Annotated in this window: 17 protein-coding genes; 5 read left to right on the top strand and 12 right to left on the bottom strand. The window is 52.0% G+C overall.

The genetic code is table 11. The features are described 5' to 3' along the window. Positions 1-6: 6 nt before the first annotated feature. Both OGX83_RS02060 and stfA read right to left on the bottom strand, forming a co-directional pair. A complete protein-coding gene (locus OGX83_RS02060; RefSeq protein ID WP_286585674.1) occupies positions 7-2,664 on the bottom strand; it encodes an outer membrane usher protein in 2,658 nt (885 codons plus the stop codon). A gap of 83 nt (positions 2,665-2,747) precedes the next feature. Beyond that, the gene (stfA, locus tag OGX83_RS02055) at positions 2,748-3,308 is read right to left on the bottom strand and encodes a fimbrial major subunit StfA (RefSeq protein ID WP_186413712.1); all 561 of its coding nucleotides are present in this window, start codon (positions 3,306-3,308) and stop codon (positions 2,748-2,750) included. Between the two features lie 640 nt (positions 3,309-3,948). On the opposite strand from stfA, the gene OGX83_RS02050 reads away from it, so the two are divergent. Continuing rightward, complete coding sequence (locus OGX83_RS02050) at positions 3,949-4,116, top strand: hypothetical protein (protein ID WP_219987447.1); 168 nt, start codon at positions 3,949-3,951, stop codon at positions 4,114-4,116. Positions 4,117-4,180: 64 nt separating this feature from the next. On the opposite strand, the gene fhuB is transcribed toward OGX83_RS02050, so the two are convergent. The 10 genes from fhuB to hrpB all read right to left on the bottom strand — a co-directional run bounded on the left by fhuB (position 4,181) and on the right by hrpB (position 20,868). Then, positions 4,181-6,220 (bottom strand): Fe(3+)-hydroxamate ABC transporter permease FhuB, encoded by a 2,040-nt coding sequence (gene fhuB, locus OGX83_RS02045; RefSeq protein WP_286585830.1) that lies wholly within the window; start codon positions 6,218-6,220, stop codon positions 4,181-4,183. 14 nt (positions 6,221-6,234) lie between these two features. Beyond that, on the bottom strand, positions 6,235-7,125 hold the full coding sequence (fhuD, locus tag OGX83_RS02040) for a Fe(3+)-hydroxamate ABC transporter substrate-binding protein FhuD (RefSeq protein WP_008786256.1): 891 nt from the start codon (positions 7,123-7,125) through the stop codon (positions 6,235-6,237). Further along, on the bottom strand, positions 7,125-7,922 hold the full coding sequence (gene fhuC / locus OGX83_RS02035; RefSeq protein WP_003829206.1) for a Fe3+-hydroxamate ABC transporter ATP-binding protein FhuC: 798 nt from the start codon (positions 7,920-7,922) through the stop codon (positions 7,125-7,127). The genes fhuD and fhuC overlap by 1 nt, the downstream gene beginning before the upstream one ends. 47 nt (positions 7,923-7,969) lie before the next feature. After that, entirely contained in the window at positions 7,970-10,219 is a 2,250-nt protein-coding gene (gene fhuA, locus OGX83_RS02030) for a ferrichrome porin FhuA (protein WP_048227070.1), read from the bottom strand. A gap of 210 nt (positions 10,220-10,429) precedes the next feature. Beyond that, the gene (locus tag OGX83_RS02025; RefSeq protein WP_286587272.1) at positions 10,430-11,428 is read right to left on the bottom strand and encodes a fimbrial protein; all 999 of its coding nucleotides are present in this window, start codon (positions 11,426-11,428) and stop codon (positions 10,430-10,432) included. 34 nt (positions 11,429-11,462) lie between these two features. Continuing rightward, positions 11,463-13,949 carry a fimbria/pilus outer membrane usher protein gene (locus OGX83_RS02020; RefSeq protein ID WP_286582171.1) on the bottom strand — a complete coding sequence of 829 codons (2,487 nt, stop codon included), beginning with the start codon at positions 13,947-13,949 and terminating at the stop codon, positions 11,463-11,465. Between the two features lie 43 nt (positions 13,950-13,992). After that, on the bottom strand, positions 13,993-14,706 hold the full coding sequence (locus OGX83_RS02015; protein WP_219987443.1) for a fimbrial biogenesis chaperone: 714 nt from the start codon (positions 14,704-14,706) through the stop codon (positions 13,993-13,995). A 47-nt stretch (positions 14,707-14,753) separates the two neighbouring features. Further along, positions 14,754-15,320, bottom strand: coding sequence for a fimbrial protein (locus tag OGX83_RS02010; RefSeq protein ID WP_174770691.1), 567 nt, complete (start codon positions 15,318-15,320; stop codon positions 14,754-14,756). Positions 15,321-15,741: 421 nt separating this feature from the next. Beyond that, entirely contained in the window at positions 15,742-18,303 is a 2,562-nt protein-coding gene (gene mrcB, locus OGX83_RS02005) for a bifunctional glycosyl transferase/transpeptidase (protein WP_286587271.1), read from the bottom strand. A 135-nt stretch (positions 18,304-18,438) separates the two neighbouring features. Next, positions 18,439-20,868, bottom strand: coding sequence for an ATP-dependent helicase HrpB (gene hrpB / locus OGX83_RS02000; protein ID WP_286587270.1), 2,430 nt, complete (start codon positions 20,866-20,868; stop codon positions 18,439-18,441). A gap of 73 nt (positions 20,869-20,941) precedes the next feature. On the opposite strand from hrpB, the gene thpR reads away from it, so the two are divergent. The 4 genes from thpR (at position 20,942) to gluQRS (ending at position 23,792) form a co-directional block, all read left to right on the top strand. Next, the gene (gene thpR / locus OGX83_RS01995; protein ID WP_286587269.1) at positions 20,942-21,472 is read left to right on the top strand and encodes an RNA 2',3'-cyclic phosphodiesterase; all 531 of its coding nucleotides are present in this window, start codon (positions 20,942-20,944) and stop codon (positions 21,470-21,472) included. Positions 21,473-21,487: 15 nt separating this feature from the next. Next, entirely contained in the window at positions 21,488-22,192 is a 705-nt protein-coding gene (sfsA, locus tag OGX83_RS01990; RefSeq protein WP_048214903.1) for a DNA/RNA nuclease SfsA, read from the top strand. A 177-nt stretch (positions 22,193-22,369) separates the two neighbouring features. Then, positions 22,370-22,825, top strand: a complete 456-nt coding sequence (gene dksA, locus OGX83_RS01985; RefSeq protein WP_003829221.1) for an RNA polymerase-binding protein DksA — start codon at positions 22,370-22,372, stop codon at positions 22,823-22,825. Between the two features lie 70 nt (positions 22,826-22,895). Further along, positions 22,896-23,792 (top strand): tRNA glutamyl-Q(34) synthetase GluQRS, encoded by an 897-nt coding sequence (gene gluQRS / locus OGX83_RS01980; RefSeq protein ID WP_125362719.1) that lies wholly within the window; start codon positions 22,896-22,898, stop codon positions 23,790-23,792. Positions 23,793-23,840 lie beyond the last annotated feature (48 nt).

Below are 23,840 nucleotides of genomic sequence, written 5' to 3'. Positions count from 1 at the left end.
CCTGAATCAATGTGTTGGATAACGAGAAGAGAGCGCTTCGGGTTGCGTTGGAGACGTCAGCCGCTGCGTATGAAGCTGGAGTAATGGTTTCTCTTCGGGCTGCGTTGCCATAGGTGATGAAGCGTCGCCGATGCACGGCAGCAGCAGGCCGCTAAACAGATCGCCCGGCAGAGGATCGGGCAACGCCGCTTCACACTGCGTTTTACCTTCCCATGTCACCTGCAACCGCTCGCTGGGGTTAATGCCGATCAGATAAACGCTGCCGTCTTCACCTACGATCCCTAACTGTTGCTGGCGACTGTTGTAAACCTCCGCGCCGAAGGGCGGCGTGCCGCCATCGCGCAAGCGGATACTGGCCATGGCTTTTTTACCGCTGAGCACCTCCATGCGGCGATAACCGATCGCCCCTTCCGTCAGGGTCGCCTGAGCAATGGAGAGGGTTGCTTCCGCGTCTTCCGGCAACTGGGTAATGTCGATTTTCACCTGATTGCGGTAGTAGTCGTTGACGTCGACAATGACGGCTTTACCAAACGCGTTGGTATATACCGGCGTGCTGTAGCCGGAGATGGGTACGTTCGCTTCATCGCCGACATCCACCATCAGCCGCGAGCCGCCGTTGACGCTGGTGCGGTGCAGTGCCCCGCCTTTAGCAGTCAGCGTCGCGCCGCCCTGGATGTTCAGCCCGCCGGAGGTATAGTCGCCTTCCTGATAGTTCGCACTGACGTCAATGTCGGCATAGCTCGCTTGATGACGGTAGTAGCCGTCGAGAGTCGCGCCGTTATCCGCGCGGCCAGCGTTGATCTGGTAGTTATTGCGATCGTCAATGCGCTCGTAATAGCCGACCTGATTAATGTTGTTGTCATCGCTAAAAGAGCCGTTGTAGCTCAGTGTGCGGTTGTTGCCCCACGGAATACTTAGCGAGACGTACACGCCGTCATCTCGCTCATCATCATATTCATTGCGAAAACCGTTCACCGACAGACTGATCCCGCGCACCTCACCGACATAGAAATAGTGCGACAGCGTCATGTTATAGCTGTCCTGGTTGGGTTGATTCCAGTAGGTTCGATGGGTGTAGTTGATATAGGCGTTGACGTTTATTGCCGAAAAGTTCTGGCTGTACGTCAGGGTATACATCTCTTTATCATGGCCGGTACGCTGACGATCGTTATCGTCATTATGCGTATCGATAAACTCGTCCATCGTCATGTAGTTTTCTTCGGAAAAGCGATAGCCAGCAAACGTCAGACGGCTGTCTATATCATCAAAATCTTTAGCGTAGCTGGCACGGAACGAGTTACCCTGAATGGTGCCGTCGCCGTAGGCGCTACCCTCTGGCAGAGTCGCACGGGAATGGGTGACATCGACGGAAAACGCGCCCAGCAGCGCCAGATCGCGCCCCAGTCCTAGCGCCAGCGCCTGATAATCCTGCTCGCCAATGGCACCGCCGTACAGCGACCAGCCATTAGCGATCCCCCAGGAGGTTTCGGCTGAAGTGAAAAAGCCGCCTTCCATATTGTGATCCCAGTCCTGCGGTCGCCCGGCTGCCAACTTGTAGCGCACCTGGCCGGGGCGGGTCAGAAACGGAATGGAGGCGGTGCTGACATCATATTCCTGCACCTGACCGCTTTGTTCTTCAATTTTGACGTGTAGATCGCCGGATACCGTTTCATTAATATCCTGAATGCGAAACGGCCCCGCCGGGACCTGCGACTCATAAATCACCCGCCCGCGCTGAGTCACGGTGACTTTGGCGTTGGTGCGCGCCACGCCGGATATATCCGGGGCGTAGCCGCGCAGATTAGGCGGTAACATCTGATCGTCGGTAATAAGGCTACCGCCAACATAGTTAAAGCCGTCGAAAATATCGGATTCCAGCGATCCTTCGCCCAGCGTTAGCTGCGCCTGAAGTTGCGGGATAGCCCTGTAGGCGTAATAACGGTTCCAGTCCCAATTCTGTTCTGAGCTAGAGCCAAAGTTGTCTTCATCTTCGCTGTCATTTTCGTGACGGTAATTAGACTGCCAGTCCGCGCGCAGACGCCACGCGCCGAGGTTGGCACCCACCGTACCATTGCCGCTGATGTCATATTCATCGCCGTCATCATGTTCAGCATGTCGCCACTGGCTGTTAATATTGTAGTCAAATAACACGCCGGGTATCCCCTCGTCCCAGCGGGAAGGCGGGTCCCACTCTTCATCGCTGTATTCCAGATACGCCTGCGGAATAATCACCGTCAGCGTTGACTGGCTTAAATCAGTTTGGGTTTCCATCCCTTCCAGTTGTCCCATTTGCAAACACTGCCCAGCATTTATCCAACTCATTTTTTCCGCTATTTCGGGTTTTAACCCCAGCAGCGACACCAGTTCAGGTGATAAACAGGGATAAGTATTGTCAGGATCGCCATTATCAACGGAATACGTAATAATATTATCCTGGGCAATTTGACTCTGATTGACCAGCACCTGGAGATTATAACTCCCCGGCATAATGTAGCCCTTACGGGAAAAACGGGAAAGATCCAAACTAGCGTCATCTTTAACATCAAGAAACCGGGTATTAAATTGAATGGGCGCTTCCGCATAACTATTATCCGGGCCAACAGCCAGAATAATACCCACCACAGACGCAAGCGTGCTCAGACGAAATTTTTTATAGTGAGCCATCAGACAATCTATCCCTGAAAAATATAATCCATTTTTATTTTAATCATTATCCTGCGGCAGATTGCCGCAGGATGGCATTTCACTTACAGATAGCTGATCGTGAAGTTTACAGTACTGCTAAATTCGCCGGTCTCAATAGAAGGTGCCGCTGAATCGCCTTTCACCCAGGCTTTGAAGTTCAAAGTCTGTTTCGCTGCGGCTACGCTGCCATTCATCGTCAAGTTTTCGCTGTAAGCGTCGCCCAGTTTGATCGCGGAACCCAGGTGGTTACCGATGACAATGCTGGAACCCGCCATTTCGCCGCCGCCGATACGCATCAACGCAACGTTGCCCGGATTAGCGCTGGATTCGTTACCGATCGCAGAGAAAACGGTAGATGCTTCTTTCTCAGTGGTGAACGCGCAGTTTTCCAGACCAATATGGAAATCGACTTTTGAAGATTCTTTACCGCCCATCAGAGAACCGGTACCGATATGACCCAGGTTGACGGTCTGGTGTTCATCACCGACAACGATTGAACACGGAGAATCTTCAATCGTACCGGTAAAAGTAACCGTACCAGTATTACTGCCCGCAGCATTGGCAAAGCTGGAAACCCCCATAACCAGTGCGGCAGTAACCGCAGCTTTTACAGCTGTATTCATTTTTCATCCTTATTAAAAGTTGGTGAGTATTTTTACGCTATTCACATGAAGTTATACTCAACACCCCATGTTTATATTAGTAGATATATATTATATGACGAGTTATAAAATTTCCGACGCAACATTCAAAAGAAGCAAACAACACGTTAATAAATAACATCAATTAAGCTCAGCGAAGTATTTTCCATTAAAAGTCCAAAGACAAGTGTTTTTTATTTAAAGGATTATCAGAATTAAATAACAATTATTTTTTTACTGTTCAAAAAACAAACAAAGCAAGCAGAATGGAAGAGCAAAAAAAACAATAAACATGTCAAAATGAATAAAAAAAGATCTGAATCACAGTACTGAATGTATATTAATGACGCATAACATTTATTTTGGGTATAAATTCCATAAAAAAAAACAAAAAATGCTAAGTTACATTTTTTTTGTTTACTCGTGGCAATTAATTTATTTTAATAGAATTGTTTTTATTACTTTAATAGAAAAAATAATATTTTATTATAAAAATTCTATAATGAAAACTTATTATTAAATAAAAATTGATTTACGAGAAGTATCAAAAATGCGACATCTACACCTTAATATTTAAAAAGCATAATGCCCGAATCCGATAATTTTTATTATTGGATAGTTCATGTCGCAATTTATCATCAACGTTTCGAGCCTGGATATGCTGAAATTAGTCACCCTGTTCAGGGGGCAGCAGCGGCGCGCTACTGAAATAGCAATGACTTATCGATACAGAGATAACACCTGCTTCTTCCTGAAAATCAAAGCAGCGTTCCCCGGTAAAATGCGATGAACCTTTTTTATTGCCGGATGTCGACGCAAAGCGTCTTATCCGGCCTACATGAAAGGGGTCAGCCTCAGCGACTCTGCTTTCTCAGCAGATAGATAAAGTACGGCGCACCAATAAACGTCGACAATAATCCCGCCGGGATCTGATACGGAAACAGCACCATCCTGCCGCACCAGTCAGCAAAGACCAGCAACACGCCACCCGCCAGCGCCGAAATCAGCATATGCGGCATCGCCCGACGAAAACCCATCATACGGGCAATATGCGGAGCCATCAGCCCGACAAAGCTCAACGGTCCAATAGTCATGGTGGCTGTCGCCGTCAGCCCTGCCGCCAGCAGCAGTAACCCCACGCGTGATGGCGTGATAGCCATACCGACAGCCCGCGCCGTATCGCCGCCGAGCGGTAAAATTGTCAGCCAACGGCGGCACAGCGGCGTCATCGCCAGCAGAATCACCATCACAATCCCGGTACGCAGTACCTGCTCTCCGCTCGCGTTATAGGTTGAGCCGGAAATCCAGGTCAACACGCCCGCCATGCGCGGATCGCCGCTGGCCTGCAGCATCATCAGCAGCATAGTAAAGGCCGTACTGAGCGCCATGCCGGCCAACAGCATACGATGCGGTGAAAAACCACCGCGCCCAGCGGCAATCATAATGATAAGCAGAGTAGCCGCGGCCCCGAGGCTTCCGGCAGGCAGCAGCCAGCCAAAAGCATTTCCGGGGACCAAAAACAGCATGAGCACCACGCCAAATGCCGCACCGGAGCTAATGCCCAGCACTTCCGGGCTGGCCATCGGGTTGCCCGTCAGACGTTGAATAATACAGCCCGCTACCGCCAGCATCACCCCGGCAATCAGGGCCGCCAGAATGCGGGGCCAGCGCCAGGGCATCAGCTCATCCAGCATCGCGCCGCTGGCCCATGTCCAGCCATGTGCGTCGCGGCCAAACGACAGCGCCACCACGAGGGTTAGCAGCAAGATAACGCCACCTGCCAGCGCAAACATCAGCACATTCTGACGCTCAGCGGCGATGCGATTACTGGCGTTCATATCCGGGGCGCTCATACTCCTCAAGCGCGGCAACAACCACAGTAGCAACGGTGCGCCAATCAACGCCGTCACTGAACCGGTGGAGACTTCCATCCATACGCGGGTCAGCCACAGAATGATTTGGTCGGAGAGCCAGAGGATCAACGCACCAATCAGCGGGGCCAGTACCAGACGTGCCAGCAAACGACGCGCACCGAGCATTTTCGCCAGCAGCGGTGCAAACAGGCCAATAAAGCCGATAATCCCAACCGCGTTAACCAGTAAGGCGCTGATGACAATGGCCAGCGATAACGCCGCCAGACGTGCCAGCGACAGCGCCAGACCGAGGTTGCGCGCCACGCCGTCATCCAGTCCCATCAGCGTCATTGGGCGTAATAACAACAGAGTCAGCATCACACCGCCCAACAGCTGCGGCCACAGACGCTGTACGCCGCTCCAGTCGGTTTGCGTTAACGTGCCGCTGCTCCATAAAAACATGCTTTGCAGCTGATCGTGATGGAAGATAACCATCAACTGGTTAATCGCCCCGCAGTACAGGCTGACCACCAGCCCGGCAAGGATTAACGTCACCGGAGAAAGACGCTTGCCCCAGGCAACGCCAAACACCAGCACCCCAACGACACATGCTCCCGCCAGCGCCGCAAATTGCGTGGTCAGCGCACCAGGAATAGCCCACAGCGTGGTAACCGTAATGCCCAACTGCGCACCGGTCGCAACGCCCAGCGTGGTTGGCTCCGCCAGCGGGTTACGCAACACCTGCTGAAACAACACGCCGACCAGACCCAGCCCGGCGCCGACCAATAGCGAAATCGCCAGCCTCGGCAGCAGGCTATAGTGAAAAACCATCTGCTCAATGACGTCGATATCCGGTGACCAGATAGCCTGTTGCCACTGACTGCGCGGTAGCGCAACGGAGAAGTTAACCCATGTCAGCCAGCAGGCAGCAACAAACAGCACCAACAACAGCAACGCCGGATGGCGGCTTCGCCTTATCCGGCCGACAAAGCGCCCAAACCGTAAGTCGGATAAGGCGTTTTTCGCACCGCCATCCGGCATTTCAAGTTTCCTGCTCACGCTTTGCCTCCCAACGCATTATCCAGAATACGGGCAAAATGCATGGCCGATAGCGTTGCGCCATAAAACCAAACGGCAGGCACACGTTGAAAACGTCCGCCACGGACAAACGGCATCGCCTGCCATAATGGCGTAGACATCAGCGCAGCCATCTCTTTATCGTTGCCGTGATCAAAGCACAATACATCGACATCCTTATAAGCAGCCAGACGGTCAATACTCACGGCAGTGCTGCCCCAGAAGTTTGTTTCTCCCTGCCAGGCGTTAGGGATCCCATATTCGTCCAGTACGTCCTGGAACAGGCTGTTTGAACCAAACACCAGCATATGCCGCGAATCAAGCAGGGATGTCAGGAGCACGGGACGCGCGCCGCGTTGCATAAAGCGCGGTTTCAGGCTGGCGATAAAATGATCGTACTCAGTCAAATGGCGTTCAGCAGAAGCTTGCAGATTGAACAATTGCGCCATTTCCTGCAGCGACTGTCGCGCAACGGCCAGCGGCTTTTTGCCATCGCTAAAGTTAAATCCCCGGCCTGGTGCAATCCGCGCCAGCTTTTCAGGAGAAGGACCGTAACCTGCCGACCAGAGCAGAAACGAGGGCTTCATTTCGGTCAGCAGTTCGAGATTGGGTTCCGTACGTAGCCCGACGTCAATTACCGAGTCCGGCAGAGGAGGCTCACTGACCCACAGCTTGTAGTTAGGGATATCTGCGATGCCATACGGCGTAATACCCAGCGCCAGCAGCAGCTCTACCGGCAGCCATTCCAGCGCTACAATGCGCTGTGGATCAACCGCCGCGGCGTGCGCCGTATTCATCCGCCACAGCAGAGGCGACAGCGCCATCGCCGTAAGCAGCCGCCGACGGGTAATATGATGTAATCCGATCATTAATAGACAAAACTCACGGGTGCGGCACCGGCCGGATGCGGCAAAATGCCCATCGGGATACCGTAAATTTGTTCCAGAGTTTCACTGCGCATCAGTTCAGCAGGCGTTCCTTGAGAAATCATCTCACCGCCGCGCAGCGCAACGAGGTAATCGCAGTAACGGGCCGCCATATTGATATCATGCAGCACCGCAACCACCGTCAGCCCGCGCTGCTGGCTTAAGCGGTGCACCAGCGCCAGCACGTCAACCTGATGGGCGATATCCAGCGCGGAAGTCGGTTCATCAAGCAGCAGACAGCGGCTGTCCTGTGCCACCAGCATGGCAATCCACGCGCGTTGGCGTTCCCCACCGGACAGGCTATCGACCAGACGGTGCGCCAGCGGCTTTAAACCGACCAGCGAAATTGCTTCTTCTACTTTCTCTCTGTCGGCAACGCCAAAACGCCCCAGCGCCCCGTGCCACGGATAACGACCAATCGCCACCAGTTCGCGTACGGTCATCCCTTCTGCCTGCGGCAGCTGTTGCGGCAGATAGGCGACCTTGCGGGCAAACGCTTTGCTACTCCAGCTCTCCAGCGGCTGTTCGTCGAGCAGGATTTCACCTTCTGACGGCGGCTGATGACGTCCCAGCATTTTCAATAATGTCGATTTACCGGAACCGTTGTGGCCGATAAGACCAGTCACTTTCCCTACAGGAAAAGTTAATGAGAGAGGATGCAAAAGCGTGCGGCCAGGCACACGAAAGGAGACATTACGCAACGCAAAAGTGGTGTCGGGATGGGATCTGTTTTCCTGCATAGCAGCCAACTTGTAAAACGGGCACGCAAAGCGTGCCCAAAGAGAAATTAGAAACGGAAGGTTGCAGTTGCAACGACCTGACGTTCTGCGCCCCAGAAGCATCCATAAGTATTGAAGCAGCTGGCGACGTATTCACGGTCAAACAGGTTGTTCACATGCAGCGCCACGTTGGAGCCAGCCATACCTACACGCGCCAGATCGTAACGCACTAACGCATCTACCAGCGTGTAGCTTCCCACTTTGAAGGAGTTTGCCGGATCGCCATAACTGGAACTAGTATAACGAACACCCGTACCCAACGTCAGCCCGGAAAGCGCACCATCATAGAGGGTGTAATCCCCCCACAGTGATGCCATATGTTTTGGCACCTGGGCAGGCGTATTGCCTTTGTAGTTGGTATCAGTGGTGTATTCCGCATCGGTATAGGTATAAGAACCAACCACGTTAACGCTGGCTGACAGCGCCGCTTTCGCTTCAATTTCTACACCACGTGAGCGAATTTCGCCGCCTTCAACTGACCAGATCGATCCATTCGGGTCGGCCATCAGGTTGTTGGTTTTGGTCAACTGGTAAACGGCACCGGTCAACACGATCGGACGATCGCTCGGTACGTACTTCACGCCCGCTTCGTACTGCTTACCTTTAGATGGCGCAAAGATATTACCGCTTTCCCCAACCTGAGAATTTGGTTCAAACGATTCGCTGTAGCTGAAATACGGGGTTACACCGTTATCGAACAGATAGTTAACACCGCCACGCCAGGTGAACTGTCGGTCATCACGGGAGTCCAGCACACCAGAAACTCGGTTCAGAGAGTCCTGCTTAGCCCAGTCGTAACGACCGCCCAGAGTGACCAGTACCTTATCCCACTGCATCTGATCCTGAGCGTACAGGCCCGTTTGTTCCTGTTTATTCAGAACGCGATAAGCTGCGCCAGGTCCAGGGTGCGAGCCAAAGTCAAAATCGCTACGGTCAAGATTATAGATATCTGACGGCGCTACCGAACCAGCCCAACCGAACCAGGAGTTGATATCGTTACGCATACGCATATAGTCAACGCCGGTCAGCAATGTATGATCCAGGGAACCTGTGGCGAATGTGCTCTGCAACTGGGTATCAACAGAGAAATTCTGCAATTTTTCATTATCGTCAACGTACTGACGAGTCAGCGTGTGATCCCAATCTGACTGAGGGATACTGGCACAAGGGCTGTTAGCCGGATCCTTGGTATACAGCGGATCGGAGCACATGCCGTAGCCGTACACGCTTTTCTGCGACACTTTGTTTTGGGCATAACGCAGGTTCTGACGTACGGTAAAGGTGTCGTTAAATTCGTGGTCGAAGCTGTAGCCCACCATCTTCTCGTTACGAGAGTAGGTATTGTTGTCCGCACCTTCGTTGAAATCAGTCGGCAGACGTGAACCATTTGGCAGCTTAGACACGGTCCCCTCTTTCGGCAACCAGCCGTAATAACCGGTTTCCGGCTCGTTCTGGAAGTAGGAGAGGAAGGTGAAATTCGTCTTATCATCCGGACGCCATGTGAAAGATGGCGCGATAGCATAACGCTGTTCTTCTGCGCCCTGCTGCTGCGCATTCGCGGAACGCGCCAGGCCGGTCAGGCGGTATGAGTACACACCATCGTCATCCAGCGCATCGCTGAAGTCAAAACCGGTCTGGAACAGGCTGTCTGTGCCCATTTTGAACTGAACTTCTTTCAGCGGCTCCGTTGTCGGGCGCTTGCTGACCATGTTCAACAACCCACCCGGGTTGCTCTTTCCGTACAGAACGGAAACCGGACCGCGCATCACTTCGGCGCGCTCCAGCATATAAGGGTCGATGACCGCATCGTTGTAGAAGTTGCCCTGCATCTTCAGGCCATTCAGATAGTTATTCTGACTTTGGCCGTCTGCGGCAAATCCGCGAATAATCAGGTAGTCATAGGTATTGGACGCGCCACGCGTACCCACGGCAACGCCCGGGGTGTAGCTGAGCGCTTCTTTGACCGATTTTGGCTGATGCAACGCCATCTCTTCGGCGGTGACCACTGAAATAGACTGAGGAACTTTTTGAATCGGAGTGTCGGTTTTGGTCGCCGTAGCAGACTGTCGTGCAGCGATGGTTGCCGCAGGCCCCCATGCGCTTTCCTGCGGAGCAGGTGCAGCAGTTACGGTGATGGTTTCTTCTTTCGGGTCAACCGCCGCCTGTGCATAGACAGACATGCCGCTAACCGCTGTGGCTACCACTACTGCGATTTTACGCAGCGATGAACTTGGCTGAGCAGTTTTAAGACGCGCCATTGGTATTTCTCTGATGAAAGTGAATGATAACGTAAACGAGAATTATTATTATAACGAGAGCATAATATTCGAAACACCGTTGCGATCGCAAGCGGTACACGTCCCTACTAAAACTGAGGGGTTAATAAATAACCAGATGAAAAGAAAGGGTTAATAAATTAGGCTGGAATGTTGAAAAGAAAAGCCTGCAAATACACAGGCTATTTTTGGCTAGCGGTAAAAAACGTTAAATGTCGCAACAGAGTCAACCTTTCCCGCTTTTACAGTGCCTGTTTGTACATATCTCGCTTTCAAAGGGATAGTGACAGACTGCCTATCGGTTGTTTGCGCTACCGCGTTGTAATCATGATCAAATTTCAGCACATTATTGTTGCTGTCGAGAATTTGTAATCCGACCCCTTCGGCTGCGTCATTACCACTGGCGATCTCCAGGATGTCGCTATTGCCACTCACGCCAGTTGAACCGGCAGTGGTGAATTTATAATCAAGTTTGATGCCCGCGACACACTGTTCCAGCTGAATCTTGAAACTATCATCAGATACAACATCGGAATAACCGTCCACAATATCGCTAGTCATGATTCTCTTAAGCGGCACTGTGATATTTTTTTCAACCAAATTGCAGGTGTTAGCAGTAACGTTAATCGCTATTGGCGCAAAGCGAATTTGAGCAATAACCTGCGAATCATAAATCCAGTCCGCATTGAGCATGTTGACGTCAATAACCCCTGACTGCACAACGCCAGTGACGACAAATTCAGCTCTCGCATGTGATTGAATACTATAGTCACTTAAATGGTCTGTTTTTGCCGACCCTATATGCATTGGGGTAACCACCGATCCTGCTGTTAGGGCGGAAGCGTTATCTTTAACCCAGGCGACCCGAAAACCTATTCCCGGAACATTTGTTTGATAAACGCGGCTAAGGGGATTATCCGTGCGGGCATCGCTACTCGTGAATACGGTATAGCCTGTATAGATATCGCCATTATCTGTACAGTCCACGACATTAATAAGGTCGCCAGTCACTTCCTGGGTTGCAATGATCGTACCTGGAGCGGCGTCCGCATTTACCGTAAACGACGGCATATTGAACGTAGAGGTTGACGGCGACGCATCATTCTCAATTTTGCAGGATGCCTGAACTGATTGCTGTGCGAACAATAGACCGCAACATAGAATCAATCTAAAAATCATATAATTATTCATATTCCCACAGTCCATTTTATGTTTTCCCTTTACACTATCGACACTCAACCGCAGCCTGGTAAATAGAGGACTCGATATCTTCCGGGATCTGTGCATTTCCTTCACAGCGCTGTTCTGGAGCACTACCCCACTGTACTTTAAACGGTACATTACCTTTCAAACCGGTCAGATAAACTTCGCCACCATCTCCGACTATTGAGGAGCCACCCTCAATTGACAGTACCGCGCCGAAAGGCACAAAACTCGATCCATGGTGAAGTGTTAATAAGGCGCGAATACCCTGGCGGGCAGAGAAATTAGCTGCGACAACAGCCCCTTTCGTAGGTACGACATCTTTGGCCGGTTTTTCGATATCCAGATCGTCGCGTTCCCCGCTGTTCACCGTGACGGTATTACGACGATAATTAGTTAGATATGGTACGACCGCATTTCCCCAGTAGTCAGTGTAAATACCTTGCATATTCTGGACTTTAACATCTGCTCCCTCGTCAATATGGACAATAGCAAAAGCATCCTGGACAGATTGCCCCAGCGTAATACCATAAGGATGTGCGACGACGGATCCTTGCGCGCTGTAGTTCCACTGTTTGCTATCTTTGGCATAGCTATAGTTCGCCCCAATTTCACCGTATGAGCCACGATAACGCCCCGTCATGCTCGCACCATATCCAGTATCGTGATCGGTATAGCTTTGCTGCAGGTTATAACTTAAGTTGTTATCTTCCAGCGCAGTCCCGCCAATCCCAACCTGATGCACGGTATTGCCATTTTTAGCGCTGTTTAGGTTGTAGGTCGCCCAACTGTTTGACAGCCAACGTGACAAAGGAATATTGACGGAAAATGCAACCTGCTGATCATTATCGCTGTTTGGTGTTTTTGTCAGGCTATAGTTCACGGACCAGGTGATGTCCTGCCAACTGGAGCTGAATCCCATACTGGCACTGCGCTCATGCCCACTCATATCCCAGTAATCTTGTTGATAACCATTGATATACACAGACCCGACAGATCCCAATGATTGCGACATACTCAACTGTAAACGGCTACGACGATTGTTTGTTTTACGGTAATTGTAGATTCCATCATCTTCACCTCTATCGCGCTGATCGAGTGCTTCCTGGAAGGTATAAAAACCAGAAGTGGAATAACGGTAACTGGCCAGCGTCACCGTGGTATCTGTTGCAGAAAAGTCTTTGGAATATTGTGCACGCCAGGATAAACCATTGGCATTACCACGCCCATCGTCAAACTGAGTTCTGGCCGCAGTAACATCTACAGACACAGAACCAAGCTCACCGAGATCGGCCCCCGCCCCGACCAGACCGGCACGATAAATTGATGCTTCGAGCGCTCCGCCATACAGAGTAATGCCATGAGGCATGCCGTAGATTACCGTCGCCTGACCAAACCCAGGTTCCTCGCCGTTATCGCTATCGCGGTATTTTCCACCAGCAAGGCTATATTTCAGCGCACCTTCACGCTGTAAGATGGGTACCGAAGCGCTTGCCTGAATAAACGAATGCTCGCTTCCATCGGCCTCTTTAACGGTAACTTGTAAATCTGACCCTGCTGTTACCTGACTGAGATCTCTGATTTCAAAGGGGCCGCTGGAGACATAAGTCTGATATATCGTGTAGCCATTTTGCTTAATCGTTACTTTTGCATCGCTATTGGCAATTCCGCGCACAACAGGCGCAAACCCTTGTAAGCTATTGGGTAACATGCTGGTATCGGTTTCCAGCTTCACCCCTGTCATCTGTACGCTGTCAAACAGTTCGCCGTTGGTATATGTCTGGCCAATTTCAAGCTGGCTTTGCAGAAATTTAATATCCCGCTCCAGCGTGGTGCTGATCGCATCCCAGCCATCCGAATTGCTGTAAGTACTTGAATTACGGAGCCGCCAGGCGCCAAGATTTAGACCGGAATTAAGGCTTGCCCAGTTCGAGTTATCGTTCTCGCCATTTACTTGCTGGCGGTTGCCGCTAATGTAATAGCTGCTCCATGCCGCAGGAATGCCATCATCCCAGTCTTTAATAGGGATAGCGCCAGCGACTTGCTGGTCGCGATAAATTTGCGGGATCCGCACGAAAAGAGTTTGGCTATCGAGTTGAAAATCAAACTTTGCTCCCGATATGTACTGGGCGATGTCGCCAACTGGAGCCGTATCAGCCAATGATTTCAAGCCGGGAAGGCTATCGACCTTCACCCCCAGCTCTCTGAGATCCCCTTTGCTGAACTGCGGGAGTAACTGCGTCTTATCCTGTGATAGTACGTAAGTAATATTTCGCTTATCAATGCGATCATAATCCCACATCACTTCAGTCAAATAAGTCCCTGGTTGTAACCCATTATTTTGCAAAAAGGTTTCCAGTGTTGACGTATTCTCTAACGGTGTACCGAGTTCCAGAATATGCAAATTGAATTCATCTTCAGCACTCGCTGGGTGCAAAAATGAGCATAATGCCAGCGTAATGCTGTTGAGCAAAAAGAGTCGGCAAGATCGCAAAGGATAAGGCTGCATATAATAAAGTCCCTTTAATTTTTACCCATACGCGTCATTGCGTTTATAGTTGTTGGCGCTTTTTCACCGTTGCAGCACCATAGTCATTCACTGCAGCCCATGACACATCACCTACTGCAGCTGCAGGTATTGAAAATATCTGTTCCCCAAAGGGAGGAACCGTCATTGACAATGACTCAGGTACAGAACTGTCTGCGAGAGGTTTTACCTGCTTTCCGCCAACAGAGAGTTCTAATAACGAAATATGAAATGGCGTTGGATTTTTTGCGGTTAATTGAGAACCCTGACGGCTAAACCGTAATTTTTCCCACGCACCGGCAGCGGCCGATTCTTTAAGACCCACTGGCCGCCAAAAAAGTTTCAGCTGTGTTTTCATCGCAAACTGCAACGTATTTTTATCTTTTAATTCATCAGGCATAGCCGAAACAGATTTAAAGTTGGCAACAAACATCGATTCACGGTCTTGTGGTAGCGATCCTTTATCGCCAATAAAGACGATATGCAGCAGAGCCTGGCCATTAGCGTCCATTTTATAAATCGGCGGAGTGATAATAAAAGGCGCTTTTGTGTTATCTGTCTTTGTTACCCAGCTTTGTATCAGATATTTATTGGCATCTTCTTTATTCTTAATAGATATCTGTACTTCTTTTTTATTCTCCGAGTAAATGATTCTAGTTCCCCCCAGGACAATGCTGGCCTGTGCATTTATGGCAATAAGCCCAATGATGGCAAAACAAATTCGCGCATATAATTTCACCCGCAATACTCCCTGGTCAGGCAGCCCTGAAGGGCTGCCTGTCATACTTAACGATAGAACACGGTAAAATTCGCGGAGGCGTGATATTTACCTGCAGTCGGTTTTTCATCACCAATCTGAATCACTTTCGCGGTATAGTTGAAAATAGAAGGCGTTGCTTCATCGCCAGTATTCGCCACATCCGTGGTTGATACCGGAACGGAGTCATCAAACACAACGTCAGTGTTACCACCATTATTATTGGTTACGGTAATACCTACATTTGTTGCAGCACTCGCATCACTAAGGTCGTTCTTCAGGCGTAAATTCTCGCCGTCAGTAGTGTCACCACTGAACCTCAGGTTTAAACTTGCTATAGCAGGGTCACATTTAGCCAGAGAAATCTGGAAATCTTTTGTCGGGCCAATTGCCCCATCAGAACCAAAATTATCCGGATAAGCATCAGAAAAAGTCACCACGGTATTTGCTCCTGCACCATCGACATCAATAACGCAAGTGTCGGCAACAATACGGCCAGAAAACTCTACCTTACCCGTATCTTCTGCAAATGCAGAAGTATTTACAGCGGCAATCAGGCTTCCGGCCATCAGCACAGTAAGAAGCTTTTTATTCATTAGAATCCCTTAATCAGAACGATTGAATGACAAAGTCCCATTACCAATAATAAATTACTGGTGAGAAATATTGAGGGTGAGCACGGAGAGAAAAGAATAAAGATATGCAAAAAAACATGATCTTCTGAAATCCATTCGTCAAATCAATACAATGAATCGCGTATAATGAATCTTGTATAGTGTTCACTCGCGGATTAAATCAAACCACCGGAGAGACTGTCTATAGTCTGTGATTTTTCACACACCATAAAAGAAGTTAACTATTTAATTTCCAATATCTTTTACAAACATTTATTTTACTTAATTTGTTCTTAATTAAAATTAAATCAATACAATTACATCATAAAAAAATAAAACTCATATTACCCAGAAATAAAAACACCCGCTAATAGCGGGTGTTTAGGTCTAATTTACTACTGAATTAATTACTACCAAACATCTCTTTAATCCAACCGGCTACGCCATCGCCGTCCTTCTTCTCTTGCTGCGGCGGTTGCTGCTGTTGAGGCTGCTGTTGCTGCTGTTGAGGCTGCTGTTGCTGCGGCTGCTGAGAAGATTGATCGAACGGATTACCCGACTGCTGCAGCATCTCACCTTGCTGACACAGTGAATCCGGATCGGTGGTCCATACAGGAAGCGTGCGCATACCCCCGCTACAAACGAAGTTACCGTCGTAGTCTACGCCCATATCCACCACATCCTCCGGCGGCGTCAGCACCAGCGGTGTCGGGGTCTGGTTAGCCAGATAACGCTGATAAATCGACATCGCACCGCTGGCACCGTACAGCTTGGTTGGCTGGTTGTTATCGCGGCCCACCCAGGTGATGGTCACCTGGCTGCCGTCGATCCCGGCAAACCAGGTATCCACGTTGTTGTTGGTGGTCCCGGTTTTCCCTGCCAGATGCAGACCCGGATACTTCGCGCCAAGTTGGCGACCTGTACCACGCTGAACCACCTGCTGCATCGTCCACAGCGTCATATACGCTGCCTGGGCCGGAACGGCACGCTCGGCCTGTGGGAAACTCTGGTACAGTACGGTTCCATCTTCGGCAATCACCGAACGCAGCGCCGACAGCGGCGCGCGGTTCCCGCCGCTGGCGATAGTCTGGAACGCCTGCGCCACTTCGATTGGCGTCAGGTTTAACGCACCCAGCAACATGGCCGGAACCGGGTTAAGCTGATCTTTCGGCGCCCCCAGCTTCAACCAGGTATCGGTTACAGCAGGCAGGCCCAGCGCCATCCCCAGATTTACCGTTGGCACGTTCATTGAACGCGTTAACGCATCCACCAGCATCACTTTACCGCTTTCGCTATAGCGACGGTCATCGTTCTGCGGTGACCACACCTGGCCGTTCGGCTGACGCAGTGCAATCGGCGCGTCGGCAATCCAGGTATTCAGGCGGTACAGTTTCGGCTGGCTGAGCGCGGTCAGATAGGTCGCAGGCTTGGCCAGAGAACCAATCGAACGACGCGCCTGCATCGCACGGTTATAGCCCGCAAACTGCGGTTCTGCTCCGCCGACCATGGCGCGAACTTCGCCGCTAAAGCGGTCAACGACCACAATCGCGGTTTCCAGATCGCTCAGCTTACGCTGTTTCTTCAGTACCGGAATGCCTTCCACCGCCGCTTTTTCTGCGGCATCCTGCGCCACGGAATCAAAGGTGGTGAAAATCTTCACGCCGGAGAGATCTTTAACTTTATCGCCCAGCTTCGCCTGGAGCTCCTGACGCACCATCTGCATAAAGGCAGGCTGCGGGGAGATCACCCCACCACGCGGCTGTACGCCTAACGGACGCGCACTCAGCATGTCATACAGATCCTGGTCGATAATCTGCTGCTGTTGCAGAAGACGCAGAACCAGGTTACGACGCTCCAGCGCCAGTTTCGGGTTACGCCACGGGTTGTAGATCGACGCCCCTTTAACCATCCCCACCAGCAGCGCCTGCTGGTCGAGGCTCAGCTCTTCTACCGGACGACCGAAATAATAAAGGCTCGCCAGCGGGAAGCCGCGAATCTCGTTATCACCGCTTTGGCCGAGATAGACTTCGTTCATGTACAGCTCAAGAATGCGGTCTTTGCTGTAACGCGCATCCATGATCAGCGCCATATAGGCTTCGTTGGCCTTACGCCAGTAGGAACGTTCGCTGGACAGGAACAGGTTTTTCACCAGCTGCTGAGTCAGCGTACTGGCCCCCTGTACCGTACGACCCGCCGTCAGGTTCGCCAGCACCGCACGGCCAATGGAATAGAGACTGATACCGTCATGCTCATAGAAGTGACGATCTTCGGTCGCCAGCAGCGTGTCCACCAGCAGATCCGGGAAGCCGCTACGCGGAACAAACAGGCGCTGCTCACCGTTAGGTGAAGAGAGCATGGTGATCAGACGCGGATCGAGACGGAAGAAACCGAACTGGCGGTTGTTATCCATATTCTCGATGGTGTCCAGATGATCGCCGTCAAAGGTCAGACGCGCACGCACCTGCCCTTCTTTGCTGTCCGGGAAGTCAAACGGACGACGAATCATCTCGATGCTCTTCGCCTGCACGGTAAATTCGCCCGGACGCGTCATCTTCGTCACCTGACGATACTGCGTGGCCTCCAGCAGCTTCACCATCTCGTTTTTGCCGATAGGCATTTCTGGCTCAAGGTTAACCATACGGCCATAAACTGCCGCAGGAAGCTGCCAGACTTTGCCATCAATACGGCTACGAATTTTTTGGTCCAGATAAACGCCGTAAATGGCGATCAGCACCAAAAAGACAATCGACAGTTTTACCAGCAGCCAGAACCAGCCGCGCTTACCACGAGGCTTACGCCCTTTGCCTTTACCCTTACGCGGCATCGGTTCTTCATCCTCATAGTCATCATCATCATAATCGTCGTCATACTCTTCATCTCTGAGTTGACGACGGCTCACCTTTTGTTTCACCGGACGCGAGGGTTTCCCTTTACGTCCAATTGGCTCGCGGTCATTCCCCGCCATGCTTTTTCTCCGCAACATTCAGGCGCAAGGGCCCGATTCTCTGTTCTTCCGTCCTGCGACAGAAGAAGAAATCTCTCAATTATTACCGCTCTTTCGCCGGATGCGGCATAACGCCTTATCCGGCCTACAGTTACATTACGAATACTTTTTGGTACGCCGCGTTGGCGCGGTATTCGCCGGATCGTCTGGCCAGACATGTTTGGGATAACGCCCTTTCATCTCTTTTTGCACCTCACGGTACGATCCCTGCCAGAACGCGCTCAGATCGCTCGTCACCTGTAGCGGTCTTTGGGCCGGAGACAGCAGCTCCAGCACCAGCGGCACGCGCCCCTGGGCAATGGTTGGAGTCTTTGCTTCACCAAACATTTCCTGCATCCGAACCGCCAATACTGGAGGATTATCCTCATGATAGCGAATGGCAATCCGGCTTCCCGTCGGCACAGTGTAATGCGCAGGCAGCTCACTATCCAGACGTTGCAACATTGACCAGTCCAGTAAACCGCGCAACGCCTGTCCCACATTGAGTGCTTTTAATGCGCGTAACGAGTGCACACCGCTCATGTGCGGCAGCAGCCAGGTCTCCAGCGACGCCAGCAGAGAATCCTCATCTACCGCGGGCCAGTCGTATTCTGGCAACCAGTTTGCCGCACATTGCAGACGCAGTCGAAACTGCTCGGCTTCCGGCGTCCAGTTGAGCACACTTAGCCCTTTATCGCGAATGCCATTCAACATCGCCTGATGCAACTCCTCTTCCGAGGGTTTGGCCAATGGCTGTACTTTTACCGTGAGCTGACCAATGCGCGACCGACGCAATGCCTTTAACGTTCCCTGGGTTTCATCCCATTCGATGGTGTCGGACTGTTGCAGCAGCTCAGGACATGCCTGCATCAGCGACTCGATATCCAGCGGCAGAGCCAGCAAGATACGCGCGTCTGGCGAAGCGCTGCCCTGCAACAAAAGTGGCGCTATCAACCATTCATGGCGTCCTGAGGCATCATCGGCATCCAGCATGGCGCCCATGCCATTCGCCAGTTGATAGCGCCCTTCCTGCCCGCGTCGACGCGCGATCCGATCGGCAAACGCCCGCGCCAGCAATGAGGGGAGCAGCGTGCTGTCGGGCTGCCCGCTGCTAACGTTAAGCCGTTTCAGCAACTGTTGACTGCGCTGCTGCCAGGCTGGCTGATTTCGTGAAAACGCCACGGTCAGATCGGTACTTCCGCCGCGCGGCGGCTCTTCCAGAATCGCAGCCAGTTTTGCCGCCGTAGCCGCTTCGGTATTATTTTTGGCACCGACCAGCATCGCCGCTAAACGAGGATCGTTACCCAATGCCGCCATTTTCTGCCCGCGGGCACTGAGCCTGTCGCCCTCAAGCGCGCCCAGCATCCGCAACAGCCGTTTTGCCGCCTGCAGGTTGATGGCGGGCGGCGTATCCAGCCAGTTCAGTTGCTCAGGTTCGGTACATCCCCATTGCAGCAACTCCATCAGTAGCCCGGACAGATCGCTCTGCAATATCTCCGCTTCCCCCTGCGCTGCCGCTCTTTCTGCCTGCTCTTTGGCAAGCAGATGCAGGCAAATACCGGGCTCCAGACGACCCGCACGTCCCGCGCGCTGAGTCATCGAAGCCTGGCTGATGCGCTGGGTAATCAGTCGCGTCAGACCGGTACGCACGTCATAGCGCGCCACGCGTTCCTGGGCGCAGTCCACCACCAGCCGGATGCCTTCGATCGTCAAGCTGGTTTCAGCAATATTGGTGGCCAGCACCACTTTGCGTTTGCCTTGCGGCGCGGGCACAATCGCCTGACGCTGCTCGGCAAGCGTTAACGCGCCGTACAGTGGACACAGCACAACATCGCTGCCTACACGCGTAGCCAGCTGCTCCTGTACACGCAGGATTTCGCCCACACCCGGTAAAAATAGCAGCAGTGACCCGCTTTCATGGCGCAATAGCTCCGCCGTCGCTATCGCCACCGCTTCATCAAAACGCAAATGCGCCGCCAACGGCTGATACCGCCGCTCAACGGGAAATGCGCGGCCTTCAGAAACGATCGTCGGCGCATCGGGCAACATCTGCTGCAAACGCTCGTTATCTAGGGTGGCGGACATAATCAACAGTTTCAGATCGTCCCGCAGCCCTTGCTGCACATCCAGCAATAGCGCCAGCGCCAGATCAGCCTGTAAACTCCGTTCGTGAAATTCGTCGAGGATCACCAGCCCGATGCCTGTCAGTTCAGGATCGCGTTGGATCATCCGCGTCAGGACGCCCTCTGTTACCACTTCCAGCCGGGTCTGCGGCCCTACGCAACTTTGTGCGCGCATGCGATAGCCCACTGTTTCACCAGGCTTTTCGTTCAGCAATTCCGCTAATCGTTGCGCCACATTGCGCGCTGCCAGGCGGCGCGGCTCCAGCAAAATAATCCGCCCCGTAATACCGCGATGCTCAAGAAGTCGCAACGGCAGCCAGGTCGATTTCCCGGCACCGGTCGGCGCCGTCAGCAGAACCTGCGGCGAGGCATCAAGGGCGGTAAGCAGTTCAGGCACTACAGCGGCAACGGGCAACGACGTCACAAATGGCTCCAGAGGGTTAACATTCTTCGCGCTGCATTGTAGCATCGCGTTAATTCATAACCGAGTATCCATCATGTCTGAGCCAAAAAGGCTGTTCTTTGCGATTGAATTGCCAGCCGGGGTTCGGGAGCAGCTAATCCACTGGCGGGCCGCGCAGTTCCCCCCTGAAGCGGGTCGCCCCGTCGCGGCTGATAATCTGCATCTGACGCTGGCCTTTTTAGGCGACGTCAGCGCTGAGAAGCAACAGGCGCTGTCGCAGCTCGCGGGGCGTATTCGCCAGCCGGGTTTTACGCTCAAACTCGATGATGCCGGGCAATGGTTGCGATCCCGGGTTGTGTGGCTGGGAATGCGTCAGCCGCCGCGCGGGTTGCTGCAACTGGCGAATATGCTGCGGGCACAGGCCGCACGCAGCGGTTGCTACCAAAGCCCGCAGCCGTTTCACCCGCATATCACGCTGCTGCGCGATGCCGGCCACGCGGTGCCAATCCCGCCACCGGGCTTTGGCTGGTCGTTTCCAGTCACGGAATTTGCGCTTTATTCCTCCTCATTTGCGCGAGGACGCACGCGTTATACGCCGCTGCAACGCTGGACGCTGACTGAATAATCAAAGGGACTGTTTATGCAATTTTCTCCACCTTTACAACCTGCAACGCTCATCCAGCGCTATAAGCGCTTTTTAGCGGATGTGATCACACCCGATGGCACTGAGTTAACGCTACACTGCCCAAATACCGGTGCGATGACCGGATGCGCAATGCCAGGTGACACCGTTTGGTATTCGACATCAGAAAATACTAAACGCAAATATCCACATACCTGGGAATTAACGCAAACCCAATCCGGTGAATTTATTTGTGTTAACACGCTGTGGGCCAACAGATTAACGAAAGAGGCGATTCAACAGGCGTTAATTTCGGAAGTTTCAGGCTACAGTACTTTGAAAAGTGAAGTAAAATACGGCGCAGAAGGGAGCCGCATCGACTTTTTGTTACAGGCAGATTCCCGACCTGACTGCTATATTGAAGTGAAATCAGTCACGTTGGCGGAAAAAGAGCAGGGTTATTTTCCCGATGCCATCACTGAACGAGGTCAGAAGCATCTTCGGGAATTGATGAGCGTAGCGGCTGAAGGCAAGCGGGCAGTGATATTTTTCGCCGTGCTACATTCAGCCATTACACGGTTTTCACCCGCGCGCCATATCGATGCAAAATATGCGCAATTATTAGTTGAAGCACAGCTTAAGGGGGTTGAAATTCTGGTTTATAAAGCGGAACTTTCTGCCCACGGCATGACTCTTAAAGAGCCGTTGCCCATTACCTTGTAATGGTGTAAATATCTGGTCAATTAGTATTCTGGGCGCGTGGGCAAATACGCTTTTCCTCACAGGGTTGTCAAGTGTTACGTTTAGATAATTGCTATCCGGAAAAGCATCTGCTATTTATAGCGACCTGATTTTTCCCCCGAACATGGGGATCGATAGTGCGTGTTAAGGAGAAGCAACATGCAAGAAGGGCAAAACCGTAAAACATCGTCCCTGAGTATTCTCGCCATCGCTGGGGTGGAGCCGTACCAGGAGAAACCGGGCGAAGAGTATATGAACGAAGCCCAGCTGTCGCACTTCAGGCGTATTCTTGAGGCATGGCGCAATCAACTTAGGGATGAAGTCGATCGCACCGTAACTCATATGCAAGACGAAGCGGCTAACTTCCCTGATCCGGTGGACCGCGCCGCACAGGAAGAAGAATTCAGCCTTGAGCTGCGTAACCGTGACCGTGAGCGCAAACTGATCAAAAAGATCGAGAAGACGCTGAAGAAAGTAGAAGACGAAGATTTCGGCTACTGCGAATCATGCGGCGTAGAAATTGGTATTCGCCGTCTGGAAGCGCGTCCGACAGCCGATCTGTGCATCGACTGTAAAACGCTGGCAGAAATCCGCGAAAAACAAATGGCAGGTTAATTCCGGTCATTTTTACCACGTTTACTACAGGCGGGAGCTTCTCCCGCCTTATTATTTGTTAGTCCGCAAAATGAGCGATTCACACTATATAGGCCGCTTCGCCCCTTCCCCTTCTGGCGAACTGCATTTCGGTTCACTAATTGCCGCCCTCGGGAGTTACCTGCAGGCCCGCTCACAGCGCGGAATCTGGCGAGTGCGCATTGAAGATATTGACCCCCCTCGTGAAGTTCCCGGTGCTGCAGATACGATTCTGCGTCAGCTGGAACATTACGGACTGCACTGGGATGGCGATATTTTATGGCAATCCCAACGTCATGATGCCTACCGCGAGGCGCTCGCCTGGTTACATCAACAGGATCTGAGCTATTACTGCACCTGTACGCGGGCGCGTATTCAAAGCGTCGGCGGTATTTATGACGGCCACTGCCGTGAGTTACGCCTCAGACCAGAGCAGGCGGCAGTCCGCATAAAGCAACGTCACCCGGTGATGCAGTTTACTGACCAACTGCGCGGTGAAATTCAGGCAGATCCACAGCTTGCAGGCGAAGATTTTATCATTCACCGTCGCGACGGGCTGTTTGCCTATAACCTCGCCGTGGTGGTTGATGACCACTTTCAGGGCGTAACAGAGATTGTACGCGGCGCCGATCTTATCGAACCCACGGTGCGGCAAATCTCTTTGTATCAGCAGTTTGGCTGGCAAGCGCCTGACTATATTCATCTTCCGCTGGCGCTCAACGAACAAGGCGCTAAACTTTCAAAACAAAATCATGCACCTGCGCTGCCGCAAGGCGATCCGCGTCCGGTGATTATTGCCGCGCTGCGCTTTCTCGGCCAGCGTGCCGATATCCCGTGGCAGGATATGCAGGTTGATCAGATCCTGGAGTTTGCCGTTGAGAATTGGCGTCTGACAACGGTGCCTGAATCGGCGATCTTAAATCCGGCATTCTCAAATGCATCATGCTGAGCTATGATTAGCCGCTATTTTTACACAGCAACACTTGTTCTGATTGAA

The organism is Citrobacter sp. Cpo074, from assembly GCF_030332745.1.
Classification (GTDB): domain Bacteria; phylum Pseudomonadota; class Gammaproteobacteria; order Enterobacterales; family Enterobacteriaceae; genus Citrobacter; species Citrobacter portucalensis.
This window is presented reverse-complemented; position numbering and strand designations above follow the sequence as displayed.

Coding starts and splice junctions, on each gene's coding strand:
- OGX83_RS02060 (WP_286585674.1), bottom strand. CDS start 2,664: ATGGCTCACTATAAAAAATTTCGTCTGAGCACGCTTGCGTCTGTGGTG.
- stfA (WP_186413712.1), bottom strand. CDS start 3,308: ATGAATACAGCTGTAAAAGCTGCGGTTACTGCCGCACTGGTTATGGGG.
- OGX83_RS02050 (WP_219987447.1), top strand. CDS start 3,949: ATGTCGCAATTTATCATCAACGTTTCGAGCCTGGATATGCTGAAATTA.
- fhuB (WP_286585830.1), bottom strand. CDS start 6,220: ATGCCGGATGGCGGTGCGAAAAACGCCTTATCCGACTTACGGTTTGGG.
- fhuD (WP_008786256.1), bottom strand. CDS start 7,125: ATGATCGGATTACATCATATTACCCGTCGGCGGCTGCTTACGGCGATG.
- fhuC (WP_003829206.1), bottom strand. CDS start 7,922: ATGCAGGAAAACAGATCCCATCCCGACACCACTTTTGCGTTGCGTAAT.
- fhuA (WP_048227070.1), bottom strand. CDS start 10,219: ATGGCGCGTCTTAAAACTGCTCAGCCAAGTTCATCGCTGCGTAAAATC.
- OGX83_RS02025 (WP_286587272.1), bottom strand. CDS start 11,428: ATGAATAATTATATGATTTTTAGATTGATTCTATGTTGCGGTCTATTG.
- OGX83_RS02020 (WP_286582171.1), bottom strand. CDS start 13,949: ATGCAGCCTTATCCTTTGCGATCTTGCCGACTCTTTTTGCTCAACAGC.
- OGX83_RS02010 (WP_174770691.1), bottom strand. CDS start 15,320: ATGAATAAAAAGCTTCTTACTGTGCTGATGGCCGGAAGCCTGATTGCC.
- mrcB (WP_286587271.1), bottom strand. CDS start 18,303: ATGGCGGGGAATGACCGCGAGCCAATTGGACGTAAAGGGAAACCCTCG.
- thpR (WP_286587269.1), top strand. CDS start 20,942: ATGTCTGAGCCAAAAAGGCTGTTCTTTGCGATTGAATTGCCAGCCGGG.
- sfsA (WP_048214903.1), top strand. CDS start 21,488: ATGCAATTTTCTCCACCTTTACAACCTGCAACGCTCATCCAGCGCTAT.
- dksA (WP_003829221.1), top strand. CDS start 22,370: ATGCAAGAAGGGCAAAACCGTAAAACATCGTCCCTGAGTATTCTCGCC.
- gluQRS (WP_125362719.1), top strand. CDS start 22,896: ATGAGCGATTCACACTATATAGGCCGCTTCGCCCCTTCCCCTTCTGGC.